At 66.9% G+C, this 19,321-nt stretch carries 12 protein-coding genes; 8 read left to right on the top strand and 4 right to left on the bottom strand.

What is annotated here, in order from left to right; translation table 11 throughout:
- Positions 1-187: 187 nt before the first annotated feature.
- The 5 genes from ACQ450_RS00305 to ACQ450_RS00285 all read left to right on the top strand — a co-directional run bounded on the left by ACQ450_RS00305 (position 188) and on the right by ACQ450_RS00285 (position 4,907).
- Positions 188-1,693, top strand: a complete 1,506-nt coding sequence (locus tag ACQ450_RS00305) for a L,D-transpeptidase family protein (RefSeq protein WP_431470061.1) — start codon at positions 188-190, stop codon at positions 1,691-1,693.
- Positions 1,694-1,703: 10 nt separating this feature from the next.
- Positions 1,704-2,045 (top strand): hypothetical protein, encoded by a 342-nt coding sequence (locus ACQ450_RS00300; RefSeq protein WP_188054676.1) that lies wholly within the window; start codon positions 1,704-1,706, stop codon positions 2,043-2,045.
- Between the two features lie 300 nt (positions 2,046-2,345).
- Positions 2,346-2,861, top strand: a complete 516-nt coding sequence (gene rplJ, locus ACQ450_RS00295; RefSeq protein WP_431470060.1) for a 50S ribosomal protein L10 — start codon at positions 2,346-2,348, stop codon at positions 2,859-2,861.
- 53 nt (positions 2,862-2,914) lie between these two features.
- Positions 2,915-3,292 (top strand): 50S ribosomal protein L7/L12, encoded by a 378-nt coding sequence (gene rplL, locus ACQ450_RS00290; protein ID WP_188054674.1) that lies wholly within the window; start codon positions 2,915-2,917, stop codon positions 3,290-3,292.
- 97 nt (positions 3,293-3,389) lie between these two features.
- Positions 3,390-4,907 carry a hypothetical protein gene (locus tag ACQ450_RS00285; protein ID WP_431470059.1) on the top strand — a complete coding sequence of 506 codons (1,518 nt, stop codon included), beginning with the start codon at positions 3,390-3,392 and terminating at the stop codon, positions 4,905-4,907.
- A gap of 92 nt (positions 4,908-4,999) precedes the next feature.
- On the opposite strand, the gene ACQ450_RS00280 is transcribed toward ACQ450_RS00285, so the two are convergent.
- On the bottom strand, positions 5,000-7,264 hold the full coding sequence (locus ACQ450_RS00280; RefSeq protein WP_431471245.1) for a TonB-dependent receptor: 2,265 nt from the start codon (positions 7,262-7,264) through the stop codon (positions 5,000-5,002).
- Positions 7,265-7,664: 400 nt separating this feature from the next.
- Here ACQ450_RS00280 and rpoB point away from each other — a divergent pair, with 400 nt between their 5' ends.
- From rpoB to ACQ450_RS00265, 3 genes are all read left to right on the top strand, one after another.
- Positions 7,665-11,819, top strand: a complete 4,155-nt coding sequence (gene rpoB / locus ACQ450_RS00275) for a DNA-directed RNA polymerase subunit beta (RefSeq protein WP_431470058.1) — start codon at positions 7,665-7,667, stop codon at positions 11,817-11,819.
- Between the two features lie 158 nt (positions 11,820-11,977).
- Positions 11,978-16,270, top strand: coding sequence for a DNA-directed RNA polymerase subunit beta' (gene rpoC / locus ACQ450_RS00270; RefSeq protein ID WP_188054671.1), 4,293 nt, complete (start codon positions 11,978-11,980; stop codon positions 16,268-16,270).
- Positions 16,271-16,378: 108 nt separating this feature from the next.
- Entirely contained in the window at positions 16,379-17,206 is an 828-nt protein-coding gene (locus tag ACQ450_RS00265) for a CPBP family glutamic-type intramembrane protease (RefSeq protein ID WP_431470057.1), read from the top strand.
- 11 nt (positions 17,207-17,217) lie between these two features.
- Here ACQ450_RS00265 and ACQ450_RS00260 read toward each other — a convergent pair whose 3' ends face one another.
- From ACQ450_RS00260 to modA, 3 genes are read right to left on the bottom strand one after another with little or no spacing between them, the layout of a single operon-like run.
- Positions 17,218-17,832 (bottom strand): ATP-binding cassette domain-containing protein, encoded by a 615-nt coding sequence (locus ACQ450_RS00260; protein WP_431470056.1) that lies wholly within the window; start codon positions 17,830-17,832, stop codon positions 17,218-17,220.
- Positions 17,822-18,511 carry a molybdate ABC transporter permease subunit gene (gene modB / locus ACQ450_RS00255; RefSeq protein ID WP_431470055.1) on the bottom strand — a complete coding sequence of 230 codons (690 nt, stop codon included), beginning with the start codon at positions 18,509-18,511 and terminating at the stop codon, positions 17,822-17,824. The genes ACQ450_RS00260 and modB overlap by 11 nt, the downstream gene beginning before the upstream one ends.
- Positions 18,511-19,293, bottom strand: coding sequence for a molybdate ABC transporter substrate-binding protein (gene modA, locus ACQ450_RS00250; RefSeq protein WP_431470054.1), 783 nt, complete (start codon positions 19,291-19,293; stop codon positions 18,511-18,513). The genes modB and modA overlap by 1 nt, the downstream gene beginning before the upstream one ends.
- Positions 19,294-19,321 lie beyond the last annotated feature (28 nt).

The raw sequence follows: 19,321 nt of genomic DNA, 5'->3' as shown, positions 1-19,321 counted from the left end.
ACCGCTCCTGAACAGGGTGTCGCGCAACGCGCTCATGTGGGTATCGCGCGGACAGCGTACAAAGCCGCTATCTCGCCGGCACCGGCTGTGACAGGAGCACGGCAATGCTGCTTTCAGCAAACAGCAAGCCGCTTTATGGTGGGAAGCACGCAGTCGCCGTTCAGGCTGTTCAGAAGGACTTGATTGGATGCCCCGGATCGCCCGATCCACGTTTCTCGCCCTGACCGCCGCCGGCGGGATCGGCCTCGCGTTGCCGACGTCGGCACAGACCGCGCGCCCGGCGCCGGCTCCCTCCCCTACACCGCTCGTCCAGCCGCTGCCGGGATCGCCGGCGGGGATGACCCCCGCCGCCGTGGCACCGCGCCCGCTCCCGGTCCTGAGCGCGCAACAGGCAGTCGAGCTGTCGGCGCTGCTGGCCGATCTCCACCATCGCCAGGGCCTGCGCTACGGCCCGACCGACGCGCGGCAACCCCTGGCGGGAGACGCTCTGGTGCGCGCTGCGCTCGACTATGCCCGGGCGGTCCATTCGGGACGCCTCGCTGCCGAGGATTTCCAGTCCGACTGGGGCCTGCGCCCCGATCCCTATGATCCTCTCCCCGCCTTTGCCGAGGCAGTCGCCAAGAACCGGCTCGAACAATGGCTGCGCGCGCTGCCGCCGCCCTATGCCGGCTACGACGGGCTGCGCGACGGCCTTGCGCGCTACCGCCAGGTCGAGGCGAGCGGCGGCTGGCGCGAAATCCCCGCTGGCGCGCCGCTGCGCGAAGGCGATACGGGCGCACGCGTTCAGGCGCTGCGCACGCGGCTCGCGGTCGAGGACGCGCAGGTGGTCGTCACGGGCCAGGTCTTCGACGCGGAGCTCACCGAAGCAGTGAAGCGCGCCCAGGCGCGCTACGGCCTGGGTCAGGACGGGATCGTCGGCGGCCGCACGCTGCGGGCGCTCAACAAGCCGGTTGCCGAGCGCATCCGCCAGATCATGGCGAACATGGAGCGCTGGCGCTGGATGCCGCGCGAGCTCCAGCCGCGCCGCATTCAGGTGAACATCGCCGCCGCGGTGCTCACCGTATTCGACGAGGATCGTCCGACCGGTTCGATGCGCGCGGTCACGGGCGCCCCCGGGCACGAGACGCCGATGCTGCGCTCCGAGATCCACAGCGTGGTCCTCAATCCGCCGTGGAACGTGCCGACTTCGATCGCCAATGCCGAACTGTGGCCAAAGGAACGGAGCAATCCCGGCTATCTGGCGCGCAACGGCTTTCGCGTGATCGATCTGGGCAATGGCAATTCGCGGCTTCAGCAGCGCGCGGGCGATCTGAGTGCGCTCGGCCGCTACAAGTTCGACTTCCCCAATCCCTATGCCGTCTATCTCCACGACACGCCTGCCCAGGCGGCGTTCGACCGGCAGGACCGCCTCGCCAGCCACGGCTGCGTGCGGCTCGCCCGCCCGGCGGCGCTCGCGCGGATGCTGCTGGCCGACAATCCCGACTGGCAGCCCGAAGCGATCGACGCGACCATCGCCTCCGGCGAGACGACGCGCGCCGAGCTGACCGCATCGGTGCCCGTGTACCTGCTCTACTGGACCGCCTATGCCACGCCCGACGGCGGGATGGTGTTCCTCGACGACCCGTATGACTGGGACCGCACGCTCGCCGCGAAGATCGAGCGCCGCGCCGCCCAGCAGCTCGCTGCCAACTGAGGAGACTTCGATGCTTCGTTCCGTCCGTCTGCCGCTCGTCCTGGCGTCGTTCGCCGCGCTTTCGCTCGCCGCCTGCTCCTCCGAGCCCGCTGAGGTGGAAAGCGAGGAGATGAACATCGAGACGATCGTCGAAACCGCGAATACCGAAGAGCCGATGCTCGCCGAACCGATGGACAATTTCACGCTTCCCGAGGCGCCTGCAGCAGACGCCGCACCGGTCGAAATCCCCTCGCGCGGCGAGCTGACCACCGACGAGCAACTGCTCGACGATGCCGCCGCGACCGGGATGACGACCCGCGTCGACCGCAGCGTGCCGGCGAACGACGCTCCGTTGGAGCAGCCGGCGAACTGATCCGCTGCGCCTCCGATTGACTTTTCACCGATTCGCGCTATCAGCGCGCCTTCGCCGGCCGGGCCCTGCCCTGCCGGCGTTGCCGTCCGAGACAGCGAGTGACCGGAATCTGCCGGTCTTGATTTCTCGCCAAGACGGGGAAGGATTTACCGGCAGCTTCCGTGCGATGGAGCGTCCGGGTCAGCCAGGGATGCCTCTGGCCGCGACGATCATGCCCCTCGGACGATTTGGGAACGCGGCATCCGCCCGTTCCCGGCGTAACCGCTCCGGCTCGTGCCGGAGCATGATGAGGAGAACGGCATGGATCGCGCTCAAAAAGCCGAATCTGTTGCCGAGCTGAACCGCACCTTCAACGAGGTCGGCGTGGTGGTCATCACCCGCAACCTCGGGATGACCGTGGCCCAGTCCACGGACCTCCGCAACAAGATGCGCGATGCCGGCGCCACCTATAAGGTCGCGAAGAACCGTCTTGCCAAGATCGCGATCGACGGCACCGATTATGCGGGTCTCGCCGACCTGCTGACCGGTCCGACGGCGCTTGCCACATCCGTCGATCCCGTTGCCGCCGCCAAGGTGGTCGTGGATTTCGCCAAGACCAACGAGAAGCTCGAGGTCGTCGGCGGCGCGATGGGCAGCACCCTGCTCGACGTGAATGGCGTGAAGGCGCTCGCAGAGCTCCCGTCGCTTGATGAACTGCGCGCGAAGATCGTCGGCCTGGTCCAGGCTCCGGCGCAGAAGCTCGCGTCGGTCACTCAGGCACCGGCGGGCCAGCTGGCGCGTGTGTTCGGTGCCTATGGCGCCAAGGAAGCCGCATAAGGCTTTCGCGACTGCATCCCTGTTTTTGAACCGATTTACCGAAGGAAACTCAAATGGCTGACCTGAATGCTCTTGTTGACCAGCTCTCCGAGCTGACCGTTCTCGAAGCTGCCGAGCTGTCGAAGCTGCTCGAAGAGAAGTGGGGCGTCTCGGCCGCTGCGGCGGTTGCGGTTGCCGGCCCGGCCGGCGGCGGCGGTGCGGCTCCGGCCGAAGAAGTGAAGGACGAGTTCGACGTGATCCTCACCGGCGACGGTGGCAAGAAGATCAACGTCATCAAGGAAGTCCGCGCCATCACCGGCCTGGGCCTGACCGAAGCCAAGGCACTCGTCGAAGGCGCGCCGAAGGCCGTCAAGGAAGGCGTGTCGAAGGACGAAGCCGAGAAGCTCAAGAAGCAGATCGAGGAAGCCGGCGGCACCGTCGAGCTCAAGTAACCTCGACGCCGTACGCGGCGAAGAAAGAGAGGGGCGGTCCGGAAACGGGCCGCCCCTTTTTCTTGCGCGCCGCCCCCGACTGGGCAATCCTCGCGCCATGAGTCCGCCGCGCGCGATTCACGACCAGATCGCGCACGCCGCGGCGGAGCGCGCCGAGGGCGCGGTGCGCATCCCGCATGACGGTCGCGATACCGGCACGCTTCGCCTGGCGCCCGGACTGGCTGACGCCAGCTTCCACCAACGCGACGACAGCGCCGCGCAGACCGCCGTGCGCACCGCCGCAGCCGCATTCGGCCGGGCCGTGCGCCACCCCTCTCCCGACGCGCTGGCGCATCTCGATGCGCTCTGGGCCGAGACCGGCGCCGTCACGATCGCCGACGCGCTGATCGAGCGCATCCGGGGCGAAGCGCTCGCACCCGAGGCCGCCGCCAATGTCGCGCGCAGCCTCGCCCGCCGCTCGCCGCATCCCAGCTCGGTCAAGCTCGCGATCGTCCTGCTCGGCTATTATGGGACAGCCGACGACCTGCCCCTGCTGTCGCTGCTCGCGCGATGGCCCGAACTGACGCTGTTCGCCACCGTGGCCGCGGCGAAGCTGGCGCCAGACCCGCACCGCGCCGTCTACGCCATTGCGCGCGGCTGGGGTGGCTGGGGCCGCGTCCAGGAGATCCGCCGGTTGTGGGGCGCCATCGACCCGGACATTCGCGACTGGCTGCTGCGCGACGGACACCGAAAGATGATGGCGGACGAGATCGCCGCCGAGTGCGCGGAGATCGGGGGGCTGTTCGAGGCGCTTGCCCGTCCCACGCTCGACGAGCCGATGCTCGACTCGCTGACCGGGCTGATCGGAAACCTGGTGCACCCGGATTCGGGCATCGGCTATTTCGAGGAGCCGGGAGGCGCGCAGGCGGTTGCCGATTATCTGCGCCACCTCTCCGCCTCTCCGCTGACGGTGCTGCGGCGCTTTCTGACCGTTGATGCGATGCGCCAGGCGCTGCACGCCGAGCAGCGCAACCCCGCGCCGCCGGTTGGCTGGACCGACGCGGACCTGCGCTCGCTCGCTGCCGCGGCGGCCGACTATCTGGCCCGGCCGCACTGGCGCAGCGTCGCCGAGGGACTCAGCGTTTCCGAGGATCCGTCCGATTTCTGGCAGGCGTGCCGCGTCGGCGCGGCATGCGGGCTCGACGTGTGGCTATGGCGGTACGAGCGGCTGATCGACGGACGCGGCGAGGATTGGCTGGAGCTGATGCAGACCGATGATCCCGCGCGGGTCGAACGACTGCTGGACGTCGCCCGCGCGCGCTTCGACCTGACGGCGATCGGTTCGGCGCCGGGACTGGAGAAGAGTTTCGCACCGCATGTCGCGCAGGACGATGCCCTCGCCACGCTGGTGCAGGAGCTCGATCGCTTCCCCGGTACCGGTTGGGATCTGGTGCGCATCGCCCTTTTCGGGCGGCTGATGCGCGCACGCTATATGGCGCTGCGCACGTTGGAGCGCTGGGGTGCGGATCGCTGGCCGGCCGATGCTGTGGAGGCGCTGCTCGAAGCGCGCGCGCGCGAGCCCGACGCCGAATTGGCCGCGCGGATCGACGAAGTGCTTGGGCGCAGCGGCCGTTAGGCCGAGCGCGCCTCCCCATGCTCGGGAGGCGTTCGGAACCTCGAATAAAGAGGCGCCGCGCGACCTTGCGGTCGCGCGGCGCCCCTCCCCCTTTAGAAGCGACCCGTCACCGCCACGCCATAGAAGCGCGGCTCGGCCGGGATGAAGGTGGGATAGCCGAACGAACCGCCGGTGTTGCCGGCGTCGAGCAGATAATCCTCGTCGGTGAGATTGCGGACATAGCCCGCGATCTCGATCCGCTCGTCGGCGAAGCTCACGCCCGCACGCGCGTTCACCAGCGTGACGCCTTCCTGCGAGAGCGCTTCGCTGTTCGGCGTCTCGAAGTAGATCTTGCTGCGATAGGTGACACTGGGCGTGGCGAACACGCGCATTCCGTTGCCGAGCGGCGCGTCGATGGTGAAACCGGCCGCCGCCTGTACTTCGGGCTGGAGCCGGAAGCGATCGCCGGCGTAGATCCCGTTCGCCGCTTCGTCGTCGATACCGCCGTCGATATAGCCGATATTGCCGAACACGCTCAGCCAGTTGGTCGGGCGCACCTGCAGTTCGGCCTCGACGCCGAGGTTGCTCGCCGAGCCGGCGCTCTCGGTGACGGTCGAGCCCACCGGACGGCCCGAAGGATCGTTGGGATCGCTGACGATGCGCGAGACCTGGAAGTCGTCATACTTCTGGTAATAGACGCCGAGCGAGCCCGCAACGATGCCGGTCGCGGCCTTCACGCCGGCTTCATAGTTCCACACCGTCTCCTCGGGGACCACCGACACGGAGGTGGCGCCGACGCTGACCGACGGCGAACGGCGGCCTTTGGAAATCGTCGCGAACACGTTCACCGCGTCGGAGACGCGATAGAGCGCGTTGAAACGCGGCAGGAATGCCTGGAAGCTGTCCTGGCTCCAGATCGTGCCGTTGGTGTCGCGCTGGCTGGGGATCAGCGGCCCGCCGGTGATCACCGTGTTCGGAACGTCGGCGAAGAAGCCCGACTTGCGCTGCTCGATCAGCGCGCGGACGCCCGCGGTCAGCTCGAGCCGCGGCGTCACGAACCAGGTCAGGTCGCCGAACACCGAATAGCTGTCGTTGACACCGACATTGCCGAAGATCGAGCGGTACGGCAGCACCGTCGCCGCACCGCCCGTGATCAGCGCCGTCGCCGCGGCAGCGGCGACCGTGCCGTCGGGCGCGATGCAGGGCAGGCCCGGAACGAGCCGCGCGGTGCACTGAAGGAAGATGCCTTCCTCGCTCGAGAAGGGCACTTCCTGGCGGCCGTCCTCATGGAAGAAGTTCCAGCCGAAATTCGCGCGGACGTTGGTGTCGGTATAGGTGAAGCGCGATTCATGGCTCGCCTGCCAGCCATAGGCGCCTTCGGCGAATTCGAGATACCAGGCGGCGGAGCCGTCGGCGTCGAAGATCTCGAGCGAGTCGAACTCGCGATAGCCGTTGACGGTGGTGAAGGTCCAACCCTCGTCGAACTCATAGGCGAGCGTCAGGTTCACGTCATAGACGTCGCGGTCGAGGCCCAGCTCCGCCGCGCCAAGCGCGGCTTCGGAAACGGGCGAGCCCGACAGGTTGGCCGGGCCGAACACGTTCGCCGGTCCCGCCGAGGTCGGGAAGTTGCCCGAAATGAACGGCGTGCCGCTGTTGCGCTGGCGGTCATAGGTACCGATCAGGTCGAGCGTCAGCGCATCGGACGGCGTGAAGCGGAGCGATGCGCGAACGCCGAGCTGGTCCTGCGCATAGAGATCGTCCTGCGTGTCGGAGAGATTCTCGACATAGCCGTCGCGCTGCTTCCATTCGAAGGCGACTCGGCCGGCGATCACGTCGCTGCCCGCGTTCAGGTGGCCGGCAAGCAGCCGCTCGTCATAATTGCCGATGCCGCCGGTCAGTTCGCCCGAGAAACCGGGACGCGGACGCGCCGAGATGATGCTGATCGCGCCCACCGCCGATGCGGTGCCGAACAGCGTCGCCTGCGGACCCTTGATGACTTCGACGCGATCGAGGTCGTAGATCGCCTGGTACGAGCCGCGCGAGCGCGAGATGTCGATGCCGTTGTAATAGAGGGTGACGCGCGCGGCCTGCTGCGCCGAGCCGCTGTCCGAAGTGATGCCGCGGATCACGATGCCGGGGTTGTTGGCGCTCTGCTCCTGGACGTTGAGCCCGGGGATATAGTTCGCCAGTTCGTCGAGGTCGTCCACGCCGAGCTGCTCCATGCGCTCGGCAGTGACCGCGGAGATGGTGATCGGCACGTCGACGGCGCGCTGCTCGACCTTCTGCGCGGTGACGACGATCTCGTTGGCGTCGACCTGGCCCCCCGCCGGGCTCGCCGCGTCCTGCGCCTGCACCGCAGTCGCCGAAACGGACCCCATAAGCGCGAGCACGATCCCGAGTTTCTTGTTCTTCACTGTTTCCTCCGTGGGTTGCGGAGGGCCCCTTGGGGTGGAACAATGACAGTTGCGCTGCACCGCAGCGACAATTTCGTTGCGACGCGGAAATGACTGGGCGGTGGTATTTCGGTGACAGGTCGGGCGTCGCGACCCTGTTTGACACGCCGCCCCCCGCTCCCTATATCCCCGTTTCCAACTTCACGATCGAGAAATGGTGCGCCGTCGCGCAGTGCACCGGACGGATGGATCGCGGAGGTTCCGACAAGTCGCTGAAAGCTGCTGTTTTCCAAACCGGAAGACTTGCGGCTTTTTCGCGTTGGAATGCGCCTGCCCCGGCAGCAATCCGGGACGAGTTTTGACCTGAGCGAGGCGATCCATACCCATGGCAACCAAGGCAATCGAGGGCGGCACGCTGAAGCGCCGCATCCGCAAGGTGTTCGGCGATATCCACGAAGTGGTGCAGATGCCGAACCTGATCGAGGTTCAGCGCGAATCCTACGAACAGTTCCTGCGGTCCGACCCCTCGATCGACTATGTCTCGGGCCTCGAGAAGACGCTGCGCTCGGTGTTTCCGATCCGCGACTTCGCCGGCACGGCCGAGCTCGACTTCGTCAACTACGAGCTCGAGCCGCCCAAGTTCGACACCGAGGAATGCCGCCAGCGCGGCATCACCTATGCCGCGCCGATGCGCGTCACCCTGCGCCTCATCGTGTTCGAGGTCGATCCCGATACGGAAGCCCGCTCCGTGCTCGATATCAAGGAGCAGGACGTCTATATGGGCGACATGCCGTTGATGACCGACAACGGCACTTTCATCATCAACGGCACCGAGCGCGTCATCGTCTCGCAGATGCACCGCTCGCCGGGCGTGCTGTTCGATCATGATCGCGGCAAGACGCATGCTTCGGGCAAGTATCTCTTTGCCGCGCGCGTGATCCCGTATCGCGGCAGCTGGCTCGATTTCGAGTTCGACGCCAAGGACATCGTCAACGTCCGCATCGATCGCAAGCGCAAGCTGCCGGTGACGACGCTGCTCTATGCCCTCGGCCTCAACTCCGAGGAAATCCTCAACTATTTCTACAACACCGTCACTTTCGTGCGCGGTCCCGACGGCTGGCAGATTCCGTTCGCGCCCGAGAACTGGCGCGGCTCGAAGCCGATGTTCGACATCGTCGATGCCAAGTCGGGCGAAGTCGTGTTCCCCGCCGGGCAGAAGATCAGCCCGCGCGCGGCGAACAAGGCCGCCAAGGACGGTCTCGAGGCGCTGCTGATCCCCACCGAGGAGATCTTCGGCCGCTATTCGGCCTATGACCTCATCAACGAGTCCACCGGCGAGATCTATATCGAGGCGGGCGACGAGGTTTCCGCCGAGAATCTGGAGAAGCTGGACAAGGCGGGCATCGATCGCGTCGAGCTGCTCGACATCGACCATGTCTCGACCGGCCCGTGGATCCGCAACACGCTCGCGGTCGACAAGGCCGAGGAGCGCGAGCAGGCGCTGTCCGACATCTATCGCGTGATGCGCCCTGGCGAGCCGCCGACGCTGGAAACCGCCGAGGCGCTGTTCGCCGGCCTGTTCTTCGATCCCGAGCGCTACGACCTTTCGGCCGTGGGCCGCGTCAAGCTCAACATGCGCCTCGAGCTCGATTGCCCGGATACGGTGACGACGCTGCGCACCGAGGATATCCTCGCGGTGGTGAAGACGCTCGTCGGCCTGAAGGACGGCAAGGGGGAAGTCGACGATATCGACAATCTCGGCAACCGCCGCGTGCGTTCGGTGGGCGAGCTGCTCGAGAACCAGTATCGCGTCGGCCTGCTCCGCATGGAGCGCGCCGTGAAGGAGCGCATGTCGTCGGTCGACGTCTCAACGGTGATGCCGAACGACCTGATCAACGCCAAGCCCGCTGTCGCCGCGGTGCGCGAGTTCTTCGGTTCGTCGCAGCTCTCGCAGTTCATGGATCAGACCAACCCGCTCTCCGAAGTGACGCACAAGCGTCGTGTCTCGGCGCTCGGGCCGGGCGGCCTGACGCGTGAGCGCGCGGGCTTCGAGGTCCGCGACGTTCACCCGACTCACTATGGCCGAATCTGCCCGATCGAGACGCCGGAAGGCCCGAACATCGGTCTGATCAACTCGCTCGCGACGTTCAGCCGCGTGAACAAGTACGGCTTCATCGAAACGCCCTATCGTCGCGTGATCGACGGCAAGGTGTCGCAGGAAGTCGTCTATCTCTCGGCGATGGAAGAGGCGAAGCACACGATCGCCCAGGCCAATGCCGAGCTGAACGAGGACGGCAGCTTCGTCGAGGAAATCGTCTCGGCCCGTCAGGCCGGCGAGTTCCTGATGGCGATGCGCGAGACGATCACGCTGATGGACGTGAGCCCCAAGCAGCTCGTGTCGGTCGCGGCTTCGCTGATCCCCTTCCTCGAGAATGACGACGCCAACCGCGCGCTCATGGGCTCGAACATGCAGCGCCAGGCGGTGCCGCTCGTCCGCGCCGAGGCGCCGTTCGTCGGCACCGGCATGGAAGAGACGGTGGCCCGCGATTCGGGCGCCGCGATCTCGGCCAAGCGTGCCGGCGTGGTCGATCAGGTCGACGCGGCCCGTATCGTGGTTCGCGCCACCGGCGAAGTCGATGCGAACGAATCGGGCGTGGACATCTACACGCTGATGAAGTTCCAGCGTTCGAACCAGAACACCTGCATCAACCAGCGCCCGCTGGTGAAGGTGGGCGATCTGGTGAACGCCGGCGACATCATCGCCGATGGTCCCTCGACCGAGTTCGGCGAGCTGGCGCTGGGGCGCAACGTGCTCGTCGCGTTCATGCCGTGGAACGGCTACAACTATGAGGACTCGATCCTCATCAGCGAACGCATCGTGAAGGACGACGTCTTCACCTCGATCCATATCGAGGAATTCGAGGTCATGGCCCGCGACACCAAGCTCGGGCCGGAGGACATCACTCGCGACATCCCGAACGTCGGCGAGGAAGCGCTGCGCAACCTCGACGAGGCGGGCATCGTCTACATCGGCGCCGAAGTGGAGCCGGGCGACATCCTCGCGGGCAAGATCACGCCCAAGGGCGAAAGCCCGATGACTCCGGAGGAAAAGCTCCTCCGCGCCATCTTCGGTGAAAAGGCGTCGGACGTACGCGACACGTCGCTGCGCCTGCCCCCCGGCGTTGCCGGCACCGTCGTCGAAGTGCGCGTGTTCAATCGCCACGGCATCGACAAGGACGAGCGCGCGATGGCGATCGAGCGCGAGGAGATCGAGCGCCTGAAGAAGGACTCGGACGACGAGCGCGCGATCCTCAATCGCGCCACCTGGTCGCGCCTGAAGGAAATGCTGCTGGGGCAGACCGCCACGGCCGCGCCCAAGGGCATCAAGAAGGGTTCGGTAATCGACGAGGATCTGCTCGATTCGGTCGATCGTCACGAATGGTGGAAGTTCGCCGTTCAGGACGACGCGATGCAGTCGAACCTCGAAGCGGTGAAGGCCCAGTACGACGAGGCTGCCAAGAAGATCACGGACAAGTTCCACGATCGGCGCGAGAAGCTGGAGCGTGGCGACGAGCTCCCACCGGGCGTGCTCAAGATGGTCAAGGTATTCGTCGCGGTGAAGCGCAAGCTTCAGCCGGGCGACAAGATGGCCGGCCGCCACGGCAACAAGGGAATCATCAGCCGCATCCTGCCGCAGGAGGACATGCCGTTCCTCGAAGACGGCACCCCGGTCGATTTCGTGCTCAACCCGTTGGGCGTGCCCTCGCGCATGAACGTCGGCCAGATCTTCGAGACGCATCTGGGCTGGGCCGCGCGCGGCCTGGGCCGGAAGATCGGCGCCGCGCTCGACGCGTGGCGCGAGGCGAACCCGAACCCGCAGCCGGGCCAGCCGCCCGAAGCGGTGAAGGGGCTGCTCAAGGAGGTCTATGGCGACAGCTATGCCGACGAGATCGAGCAGCGGTCGACCGATCAGATCGTCGATCTGGCCGAGAATGTCCGCGCGGGCGTCCCGATGGGCACGCCGGTGTTCGACGGCGCGGTCGAGGCCGATGTGTCGGCGATGCTGAAGCTGGCCGGGCTCGATGATTCGGGTCAGGTGACGCTGTTCGACGGACGGACCGGCGACGCCTTCGACCGCAAGGTGACGGTGGGCTACAAATATGTGCTCAAGCTGCACCACCTGGTCGACGACAAGATCCACGCGCGTTCGATCGGGCCGTACAGCCTCGTCACTCAGCAGCCGCTGGGCGGCAAGGCGCAGTTCGGCGGCCAGCGCTTCGGCGAGATGGAGGTGTGGGCGCTTCAGGCGTACGGCGCCGCCTACACGCTGCAGGAGATGCTGACGGTGAAGTCCGACGACGTGGTCGGCCGCACCAAGGTCTATGAGGCGATCGTCAAGGGCGACGACACCTTCGAGGCCGGCATTCCCGAGAGCTTCAACGTGCTCGTTAAGGAAATGCGCTCGCTGGGCCTCAACGTGGAACTGAAGAACCACGAGGACGAGGACGATATCGGCGAGCTGCCCGAGGCGGCGGAGTAAGAACGACACTCCCCCTCCTGCATGCGGGAGGGGGCCGGGGGGTGGGCTCCCGGCCTGTAGCGGAGTGAATGGCTGAGACCGGGTGCCCACCCCTTCCCAGGCTTCGCCTGGGCCCCTTCCCCTCCCGCGCGCGGGAGGGGAGTTGGAAGGACCAAGAAATGAACGAACTGACCAATTTCGCGAACCCGGTGGCCAAGCCGGAAACCTTCGACCAGATCCAGATCGGCATTGCGTCGCCTGACCGCATCCGCAGCTGGTCGTTCGGCGAGATCAAGAAGCCCGAGACGATCAACTATCGCACGTTCAAGCCCGAGCGTGACGGCCTGTTCTGCGCGCGCATCTTCGGTCCGATCAAGGATTACGAATGCCTGTGCGGCAAGTACAAGCGCATGAAGTACAAGGGCATCGTCTGCGAGAAGTGCGGCGTCGAAGTCACCGTCTCGAAGGTCCGCCGTGAGCGCATGGGCCATATCGAGCTCGCCGCTCCGGTCGCGCACATCTGGTTCCTGAAGTCGCTGCCCTCGCGCATCGGCCTGCTGCTCGACATGCAGCTCAAGCAGCTCGAGCGCGTGCTGTACTTCGAGAGCTATATCGTCACCGAGCCGGGCCTGACCCCGCTCGAGAAGTTCCAGCTCCTCACCGAGGACGAGCTGCTCGACGCGCAGGACGAATATGGCGAGGACGCCTTCTCCGCCGGCATCGGCGCCGAGGCGGTCAAGATCATGCTCATGGACCTCGACCTCGAGAACGAGCGCAAGGAGCTGCTCGAGGAACTCGCGGTCACCAAGTCCGAGCTCAAGCCCAAGAAGATCATCAAGCGGCTCAAGGTCGTCGAGAGCTTTCTTGAATCGGGCAACCGCCCCGAATGGATGATCCTCGACGTCGTTCCGGTCATCCCGCCCGAGCTGCGCCCGCTGGTCCCGCTGGACGGCGGCCGCTTCGCGACGTCGGATCTGAACGACCTCTATCGCCGCGTGATCAACCGTAACAACCGCCTCAAGCGGCTGATGGAGCTGCGCGCGCCGGACATCATCGTCCGCAACGAAAAGCGCATGCTGCAGGAGGCGGTCGATGCGCTGTTCGACAACGGCCGCCGCGGCCGCACCATCACCGGTGCGAACAAGCGTCCGCTCAAGTCGCTGTCCGACATGCTCAAGGGCAAGCAGGGCCGCTTCCGCCAGAACCTGCTCGGCAAGCGCGTCGACTATTCGGGCCGTTCGGTCATCGTGACCGGTCCGGAGCTCAAGCTGCACCAGTGCGGCCTGCCCAAGAAGATGGCGCTCGAGCTGTTCAAGCCGTTCATCTATGCCCGCCTCGACGCCAAGGGTCTCTCGATGACCCTCAAGCAGGCGAAGAAGTGGGTCGAGAAGGAGCGCAAGGAAGTCTGGGACATCCTCGACGAAGTCATTCGCGAGCACCCCGTCCTTCTGAACCGCGCGCCGACGCTTCACCGTCTCGGCATCCAGGCGTTCGAGCCGGTGCTGATCGAAGGCAAGGCGATCCAGCTCCACCCGCTCGTCTGCTCGGCGTTCAACGCCGACTTCGACGGTGACCAGATGGCCGTGCACGTTCCGCTGAGCCTCGAGGCGCAGCTGGAAGCGCGCGTGCTGATGATGTCGACCAACAACATCCTCAGCCCCGCGAACGGCAAGCCGATCATCGTGCCGTCGCAGGACATGGTGCTGGGCCTCTACTATCTCTCGATGGAGAAGGAAGGCGAGCCGGGCGAAGGCATGATCCTGGGCGACATGGCCGAGGTGCATCACGCGCTCGATACCGGCGCCGTGACGCTGCACACCAAGATCACTGCCCGCGTCCCGCAGACCGACGAGGACGGCAACGAATATCTCAAGCGCGTCGAGACGACCCCCGGCCGCATGCTCCTCGCCGAGAAGCTGCCCAAGTCGCACCGCGTGCCGTTCGAGACGATCAACCGCCTGCTGACCAAGAAGGACGTCGGCGACGTGATCGACGAAGTCTATCGTCACACCGGCCAGAAGGAGACGGTTCTGTTCGCCGACGGCATCATGACGCTCGGCTTCCAGCACGCGTTCAAGGCCGGCATCTCGTTCGGCAAGGACGACATGATCATCCCCGCCGCCAAGGAGGGAATGGTCGAGGAAACGCGTGCGCTCGTGAAGGATTACGAGCAGCAGTATCAGGACGGCCTGATCACGCAGCAGGAGAAGTACAACAAGGTGATCGACGCCTGGAGCCGTTGCGGCGATCAGGTGGCGAGCGCCATGATGGACGAGATCAAGGCGGTGAAGCGGTTCGAGGACGGCGAGAATGCCGGCCGCGAAAAGCCGATCAACTCGATCTACATGATGGCGCACTCGGGTGCCCGCGGTTCGCAGGCGCAGATCAAGCAGCTCGCCGGCATGCGCGGCCTGATGGCCAAGCCGTCGGGCGAGATCATCGAGACGCCGATCATCTCGAACTTCAAGGAAGGCCTGACCGTCCTTGAGTACTTCAACTCGACTCACGGCGCCCGCAAGGGCCTGGCCGACACCGCGCTCAAGACGGCGAACTCGGGGTATCTGACCCGCCGCCTGGTCGACGTGTCGCAGGACTGCGTCGTCATGGAGGAGGATTGCGGCACCCAGCGCGCGCTGGAGATGAAGGCGATCGTGCAGGGCGGCTCGACCATCGCGTCGCTCGGCGAGCGTATCCTGGGCCGCACCACGGCCGAGGACATCGTCGACAGCAAGACCAACGAAGTGGTGATCCCCACCGGCACGTTGCTCGACGAGCCGATGGTCGCGCAGATCGAATCGATCGGCGTTCAGGGCGTGAAGATTCGCTCGCCGCTCGTCTGCGAAGCGAAGATCGGCGTGTGCGGCAAGTGCTACGGGCGTGATCTCGCGCGCGGTACGCCGGTGAACATCGGCGAAGCGGTGGGCGTCATCGCCGCCCAGTCGATCGGCGAGCCGGGCACGCAGCTCACGATGCGCACCTTCCACATCGGCGGTGCGGCGCAGCTCAACGAACAGTCCAACCTCGAGGCTCCGGCCGACGGCAAGGTCGAGTTCCGCGATCTGCGCGTCATCCAGGATCAGCGCGGCCGCCGCGTGGTACTGAGCCGTTCGGGCGAGCTGGCGATCCTCGACGAGGAAGGCCGCGAGCGCGCGGTGCACCGCATCCCCTATGGTGCCTATCTGATGTTCGACGACGGGCACATTGTGTCCAAGGGCGATCGGATGGCCGAATGGGATCCGTTCACCGCTCCGGTGATCACGGAAAACCCGGGTGTCGTGAAGTATCAGGACCTGATCGACGGCAAGACGCTCACCGAGCAGGTCGACGAAGCGACGGGCATCGCCCAGCGCGTCGTCACCGAATACCGCGGTGCCGCCAAGGCCAAGGAGGATCTGCGTCCGCGCCTCACCCTCACCGGCGAAAGCGCCGAGGAGGCAGGTCGCTACATGCTCCAGCCGGGTGCAGTGATCTCGGTCGAGGACGGCGCACAGGTGCAGGGCGGCGACGTGCTTGCCCGTGTCGCTCGTGAATCGGCCAAGACGCGTGACATCACCGGCGGTCTGCCGCGCGTCGCCGAGCTGTTCGAAGCGCGCAAGCCCAAGGAAAATGCGATCATCGCCAAGGTCTCGGGCCGCGTGGTGTTCGGCAAGGACTATAAGGCCAAGCGCAAGATCGGCATCCAGCCCGAGGACGGCGGCGAGGTCGTCGAGTATCTCGTGCCCAAGTCGAAAGTGATCGACGTTCAGGAAGGCGACTACGTCAAGCGTGGCGACAACCTGATCGGCGGCAGCCCCGATCCGCACGACATTCTCGAAGTGCTCGGCATCGAGCCGCTGGCGGAATATCTCGTGTCGGAAATCCAGGAAGTCTATCGACTCCAGGGTGTGAAGATCAACGACAAGCACATCGAAGTGATCGTTCGCCAGATGCTGCAGAAGGTCGAGATCACCGAAAGCGGCGACACCACGCTGCTGGTCGGCGAACAGCTCGACCGGTCGGAGATGGACGAGGTCAACTCGAAGCTGGCGAAGAACCAGGCTCCCGCCCAGGGCAAGCCGGTTCTGCTCGGCATCACCAAGGCGTCGCTGCAGACCCGCAGCTTCATCTCGGCGGCGTCGTTCCAGGAGACCACCCGCGTCCTCACCGAGGCGGCGGTCCAGGGCAAGCAGGACACGCTGATCGGCCTCAAGGAGAACGTCATCGTCGGCCGGCTCATCCCGGCGGGCACCGGCGCGGGCATGAACCGACTGCGCGTGGCGGCCACGTCGCGCGACGCGGCACTGCGCGTCCAGCAGCGCAAGCTGCAGGAAGCGCTGATCGCTCCGAACTCGCGCGAGGAAGAGCATGCCGCCGAGCTGGCGCAGGATCCGAACGACGCACGCGTCACCTCGGATGCGCTGGAGAAGGTCGAAGTCTCCGGCGACGGCAGCGACGAGGCCGCGGGCGAGTATCTGAACCGCGACGAAGCATAAGCTTCGGAACCGACGAAGATTGGGCCGCCGCTCGGGATGCCGGGCGGCGGCCCTTCTTTTTTCGCCCTTTCCGGGCGAGCCAAACCACCGCTCAGGCGTTTCCGAACGATGCTTGCCCCGCCCGCCCCGCCTGCCCTCCGTCCCTGGTCCTTCATCCTTCTCGCCTTCGCCTTCACCTGGGCGTTCGCCGGCTTCTTCTGGCTCGTCGATCCGATGGCTGCGAAAGGCAGCCCCTCCACCGCCACGATGGTCACGAGCTATGTCGCCGTCTGGGGACCCTCGCTCGCCGGACTCGTGCTCGCCTGGCGCACCGGTGGCCGCGAGGGCGCATGGCGCCTCCTGCGCCGGCTCTGGCAATGGCCCGGAACGCTCTGGCTCGCGCTCGCGGCGGCGATCCCCCTGGGCGCCGAATTCGTCGGCGCGCTGATCGGCTGGGCGATCGGACCCTATTCGTTTGAAGCACTGAGCGACGTCGGGCCGGGCCGCCTGCTGCTGTTCATCGCCAGCACGCTGGTCTCAGGCCCGCTCGGAGAGGAGCTCGGCTGGCGCGGGTACGGGCTGGAGCGCGCCGCCGCGCGCTATGGCCCGCGCGTCGCGGCGGTGTTGATGGCAGCCGCCTGGTCGCTGTGGCACCTGCCGGCCTTTCTGATCCCCGGCCTCCAGCAGCTGATCTTTCCGACCGGGCTCAGCTTCCTCGAGTTCGCGAGCTTCACGATGAGCAGCGGCATCATGATGGCCTGGCTCACCTTCCGGGCGAAGGGCGCGCTCGGGCCGGCGGTGCTGTTCCACCTCTGCCTGCTGATGATGCTGCTCGCGGTCAGCGAGCGACCGCCCGCGACGCTGGTGTGGCCTACCAGCGCGGTTTTTGCGGCACTGGCGCTGCTGGTGCTGATCCGCGAGCCCCGGCTGGGCTATCGCGCCTTCGATCCGGATTGAAGCGGCGGTCGCTATTCCATCTCGATCACTCGCGTTCCCAGCCGGTCGGCTTCGCCGGCGTCGTGAGTCACCATCAGGATCGGGAGCGCCAGTTCGTCGCGCAGCCGCTCGATCACTGCCATGATCTCCTCGCGCCGCGCGCGATCGAGCGACGAGAGCGGCTCGTCGAGCAGCAGGAAGTCGGGAGCCGAGAGCAGCGCCCGCCCGATGGCGACGCGGCGCGCCTCGCCCCCGGAGAGCGTCCGCGGCCAGCGGTCGACCAGAGAACCGATACCCAGAAAGGCGAGCGTCTCGTCGAGGCCCAGAGTCCCCGCACCCCGCCCGGCCCCGAACAACAGATTGTCGCCAACCCGGAGATGCGGAAACAGCCGCGGCTCCTGAAACACATAGCCGGCGCGGCGCGCCTCGGGCCGGAGCGACAGTCCGGCCCGGCTGTCGAACAGCGCCCGTCCGCTCACCCGCACATGGCCCCGGTCCGGCATCACCAGTCCGGCCACCATGTTGAGCACGCTCGTCTTGCCCGCGCCCGAGGGCCCGAACAACACCGTCAGCCCGGCCCCGCCCGCGATGCGGCAGGCGATGGTGCGGTCGCCCAGCCGCTTCTCGATGTCGACGTCAAAGGACATGGAGCCCCCGGCCCGCCCGCCGCGCAATCATCTCCGACGCGACCAGCGCACCGAGCGCCAGCAGCACCGAGACCGCGGCGAGCCGCAGCACCTGCGCTTCGCCTTCGGGAAGCTGGAGCGCCGAATAGATGGCAAGCGGCAGCGTCTGCGTCTGCCCCGGTACGTTCGAAACGAAGGTGATGGTCGCGCCGAACTCGCCCAGCGCCCGCGCGAACCCCAGCACCGCACCGGCGACCACGCCGGGCAGCGCAAGCGGCAGCGTGACGCTCAGGAACACGCGGCGGCGCCCGGCGCCCAGCGTCTGCGCCGCCTGCTCCAACCGCCGGTCGACTGCCTCGATCGAAAGCCGCATCGCGCGCACCATGAGCGGCAGTGCCATCACGGCGGCAGCGATCGCGGCGCCGGTCCAGCGGAACAGCACGGTCGTTCCGAACCACGCCTCCAGCAGCCCGCCGACCGGCCCTGCCGGCGCGAACAGCAGCAGCAGCAGCCAGCCGGTCACCACCGGCGGCAGCACCAGCGGCAGATGGATCAGCCCGTCGAGCAACACCTTTCCCGGAAAGCTGCCCCGCGCGAGCAGCCATGCGAGCCCGAACGCGATCGGCAGAGTAACGGCCACCGCCGCGCCGCCGACTTGCAGCGACAAGGCGACGATCTGCCATTCGGCGGGCGTCAGCATCACGGCGCCTCGAATCCCCGTCGCGCGAAAATGGCGCGCGCCTCGGGCGAGAGCAGGAAGCGGCGAAATGCCTCCGCCTCCGCCTTGTCGGATGTACGGAGCCGGGCCAGCGGATAGCGGATCGGCGGATGGCTCGCCTCGGGGAACACGCCGACGACACGCACCTGCCGCGATGCCGCCGCGTCGGTCGCATAGACAACTCCAAGCGGTGCCGCGCCACGCTCGACCAGCGCCAGCGCCGCGCGAACATTCTCGGCGCGCGCCAGCCGGTCCTTGACTGCATTCCATAGGCCGAGCGCCTTGAGCGCCGCCTTGCCATAGCGCCCGGCGGGAACGGCCTCGGGCTCCGCGATCGCCAGCCGCCCGCCGCCTAGCGCCGCCACGATCGGCGCGCCCGGAGCCGGATCGACCCGCACGCTACTGTCGCGTGGCGCCACCAGCACCAGCCGGTTGCCGAGCAATGGTGCGCGCGTGCCCGCGGCCAGCAGGCTGCGCGCCTCCAGATCATCCATCCAGGCTTCGTCGGCGGCTGCGAACAGATCGGCGGGAGCGCCCGCGGCGATCTGCCGCGCCAGCGCCGACGTGCCGGCGAAGCTCAGCCTGGGCCGTGCATGGCCCCGCGCCGACCATGCATCGGCCGCCTCCTCCATCGCTTCCTGCAGACTGGCGGCGGCGAGTACCAGCGGCGGCTCGGGTGCCGCTTGCGGACGCAACAGGAGGAACAGCGCGGCGAGACCCGCGGACAGCCCGGCCGCGACCCAGAGACTCCAGCGGAGGTTCACGCGCGGATCGTCGCTGGAACGGCGATGA

Origin of the sequence: Sphingosinithalassobacter sp. LHW66-3, assembly GCF_050703275.1 — a bacterium.
GTDB lineage: Bacteria > Pseudomonadota > Alphaproteobacteria > Sphingomonadales > Sphingomonadaceae > Sphingomonas.
This window is presented reverse-complemented; position numbering and strand designations above follow the sequence as displayed.

Bases quoted from the DNA above. Each gene is read 5' to 3' on its own strand.
- ACQ450_RS00300 (WP_188054676.1), top strand. From the start codon at position 1,704: ATGCTTCGTTCCGTCCGTCTGCCGCTCGTCCTGGCGTCGTTCGCCGCG.
- rpoB (WP_431470058.1), top strand. From the start codon at position 7,665: ATGGCAACCAAGGCAATCGAGGGCGGCACGCTGAAGCGCCGCATCCGC.
- ACQ450_RS00285 (WP_431470059.1), top strand. From the start codon at position 3,390: ATGAGTCCGCCGCGCGCGATTCACGACCAGATCGCGCACGCCGCGGCG.
- rplJ (WP_431470060.1), top strand. From the start codon at position 2,346: ATGGATCGCGCTCAAAAAGCCGAATCTGTTGCCGAGCTGAACCGCACC.
- ACQ450_RS00280 (WP_431471245.1), bottom strand. From the start codon at position 7,264: ATGGGGTCCGTTTCGGCGACTGCGGTGCAGGCGCAGGACGCGGCGAGC.
- rpoC (WP_188054671.1), top strand. From the start codon at position 11,978: ATGAACGAACTGACCAATTTCGCGAACCCGGTGGCCAAGCCGGAAACC.
- ACQ450_RS00265 (WP_431470057.1), top strand. From the start codon at position 16,379: ATGCTTGCCCCGCCCGCCCCGCCTGCCCTCCGTCCCTGGTCCTTCATC.
- modB (WP_431470055.1), bottom strand. From the start codon at position 18,511: ATGCTGACGCCCGCCGAATGGCAGATCGTCGCCTTGTCGCTGCAAGTC.
- rplL (WP_188054674.1), top strand. From the start codon at position 2,915: ATGGCTGACCTGAATGCTCTTGTTGACCAGCTCTCCGAGCTGACCGTT.
- ACQ450_RS00260 (WP_431470056.1), bottom strand. From the start codon at position 17,832: ATGTCCTTTGACGTCGACATCGAGAAGCGGCTGGGCGACCGCACCATC.
- ACQ450_RS00305 (WP_431470061.1), top strand. From the start codon at position 188: ATGCCCCGGATCGCCCGATCCACGTTTCTCGCCCTGACCGCCGCCGGC.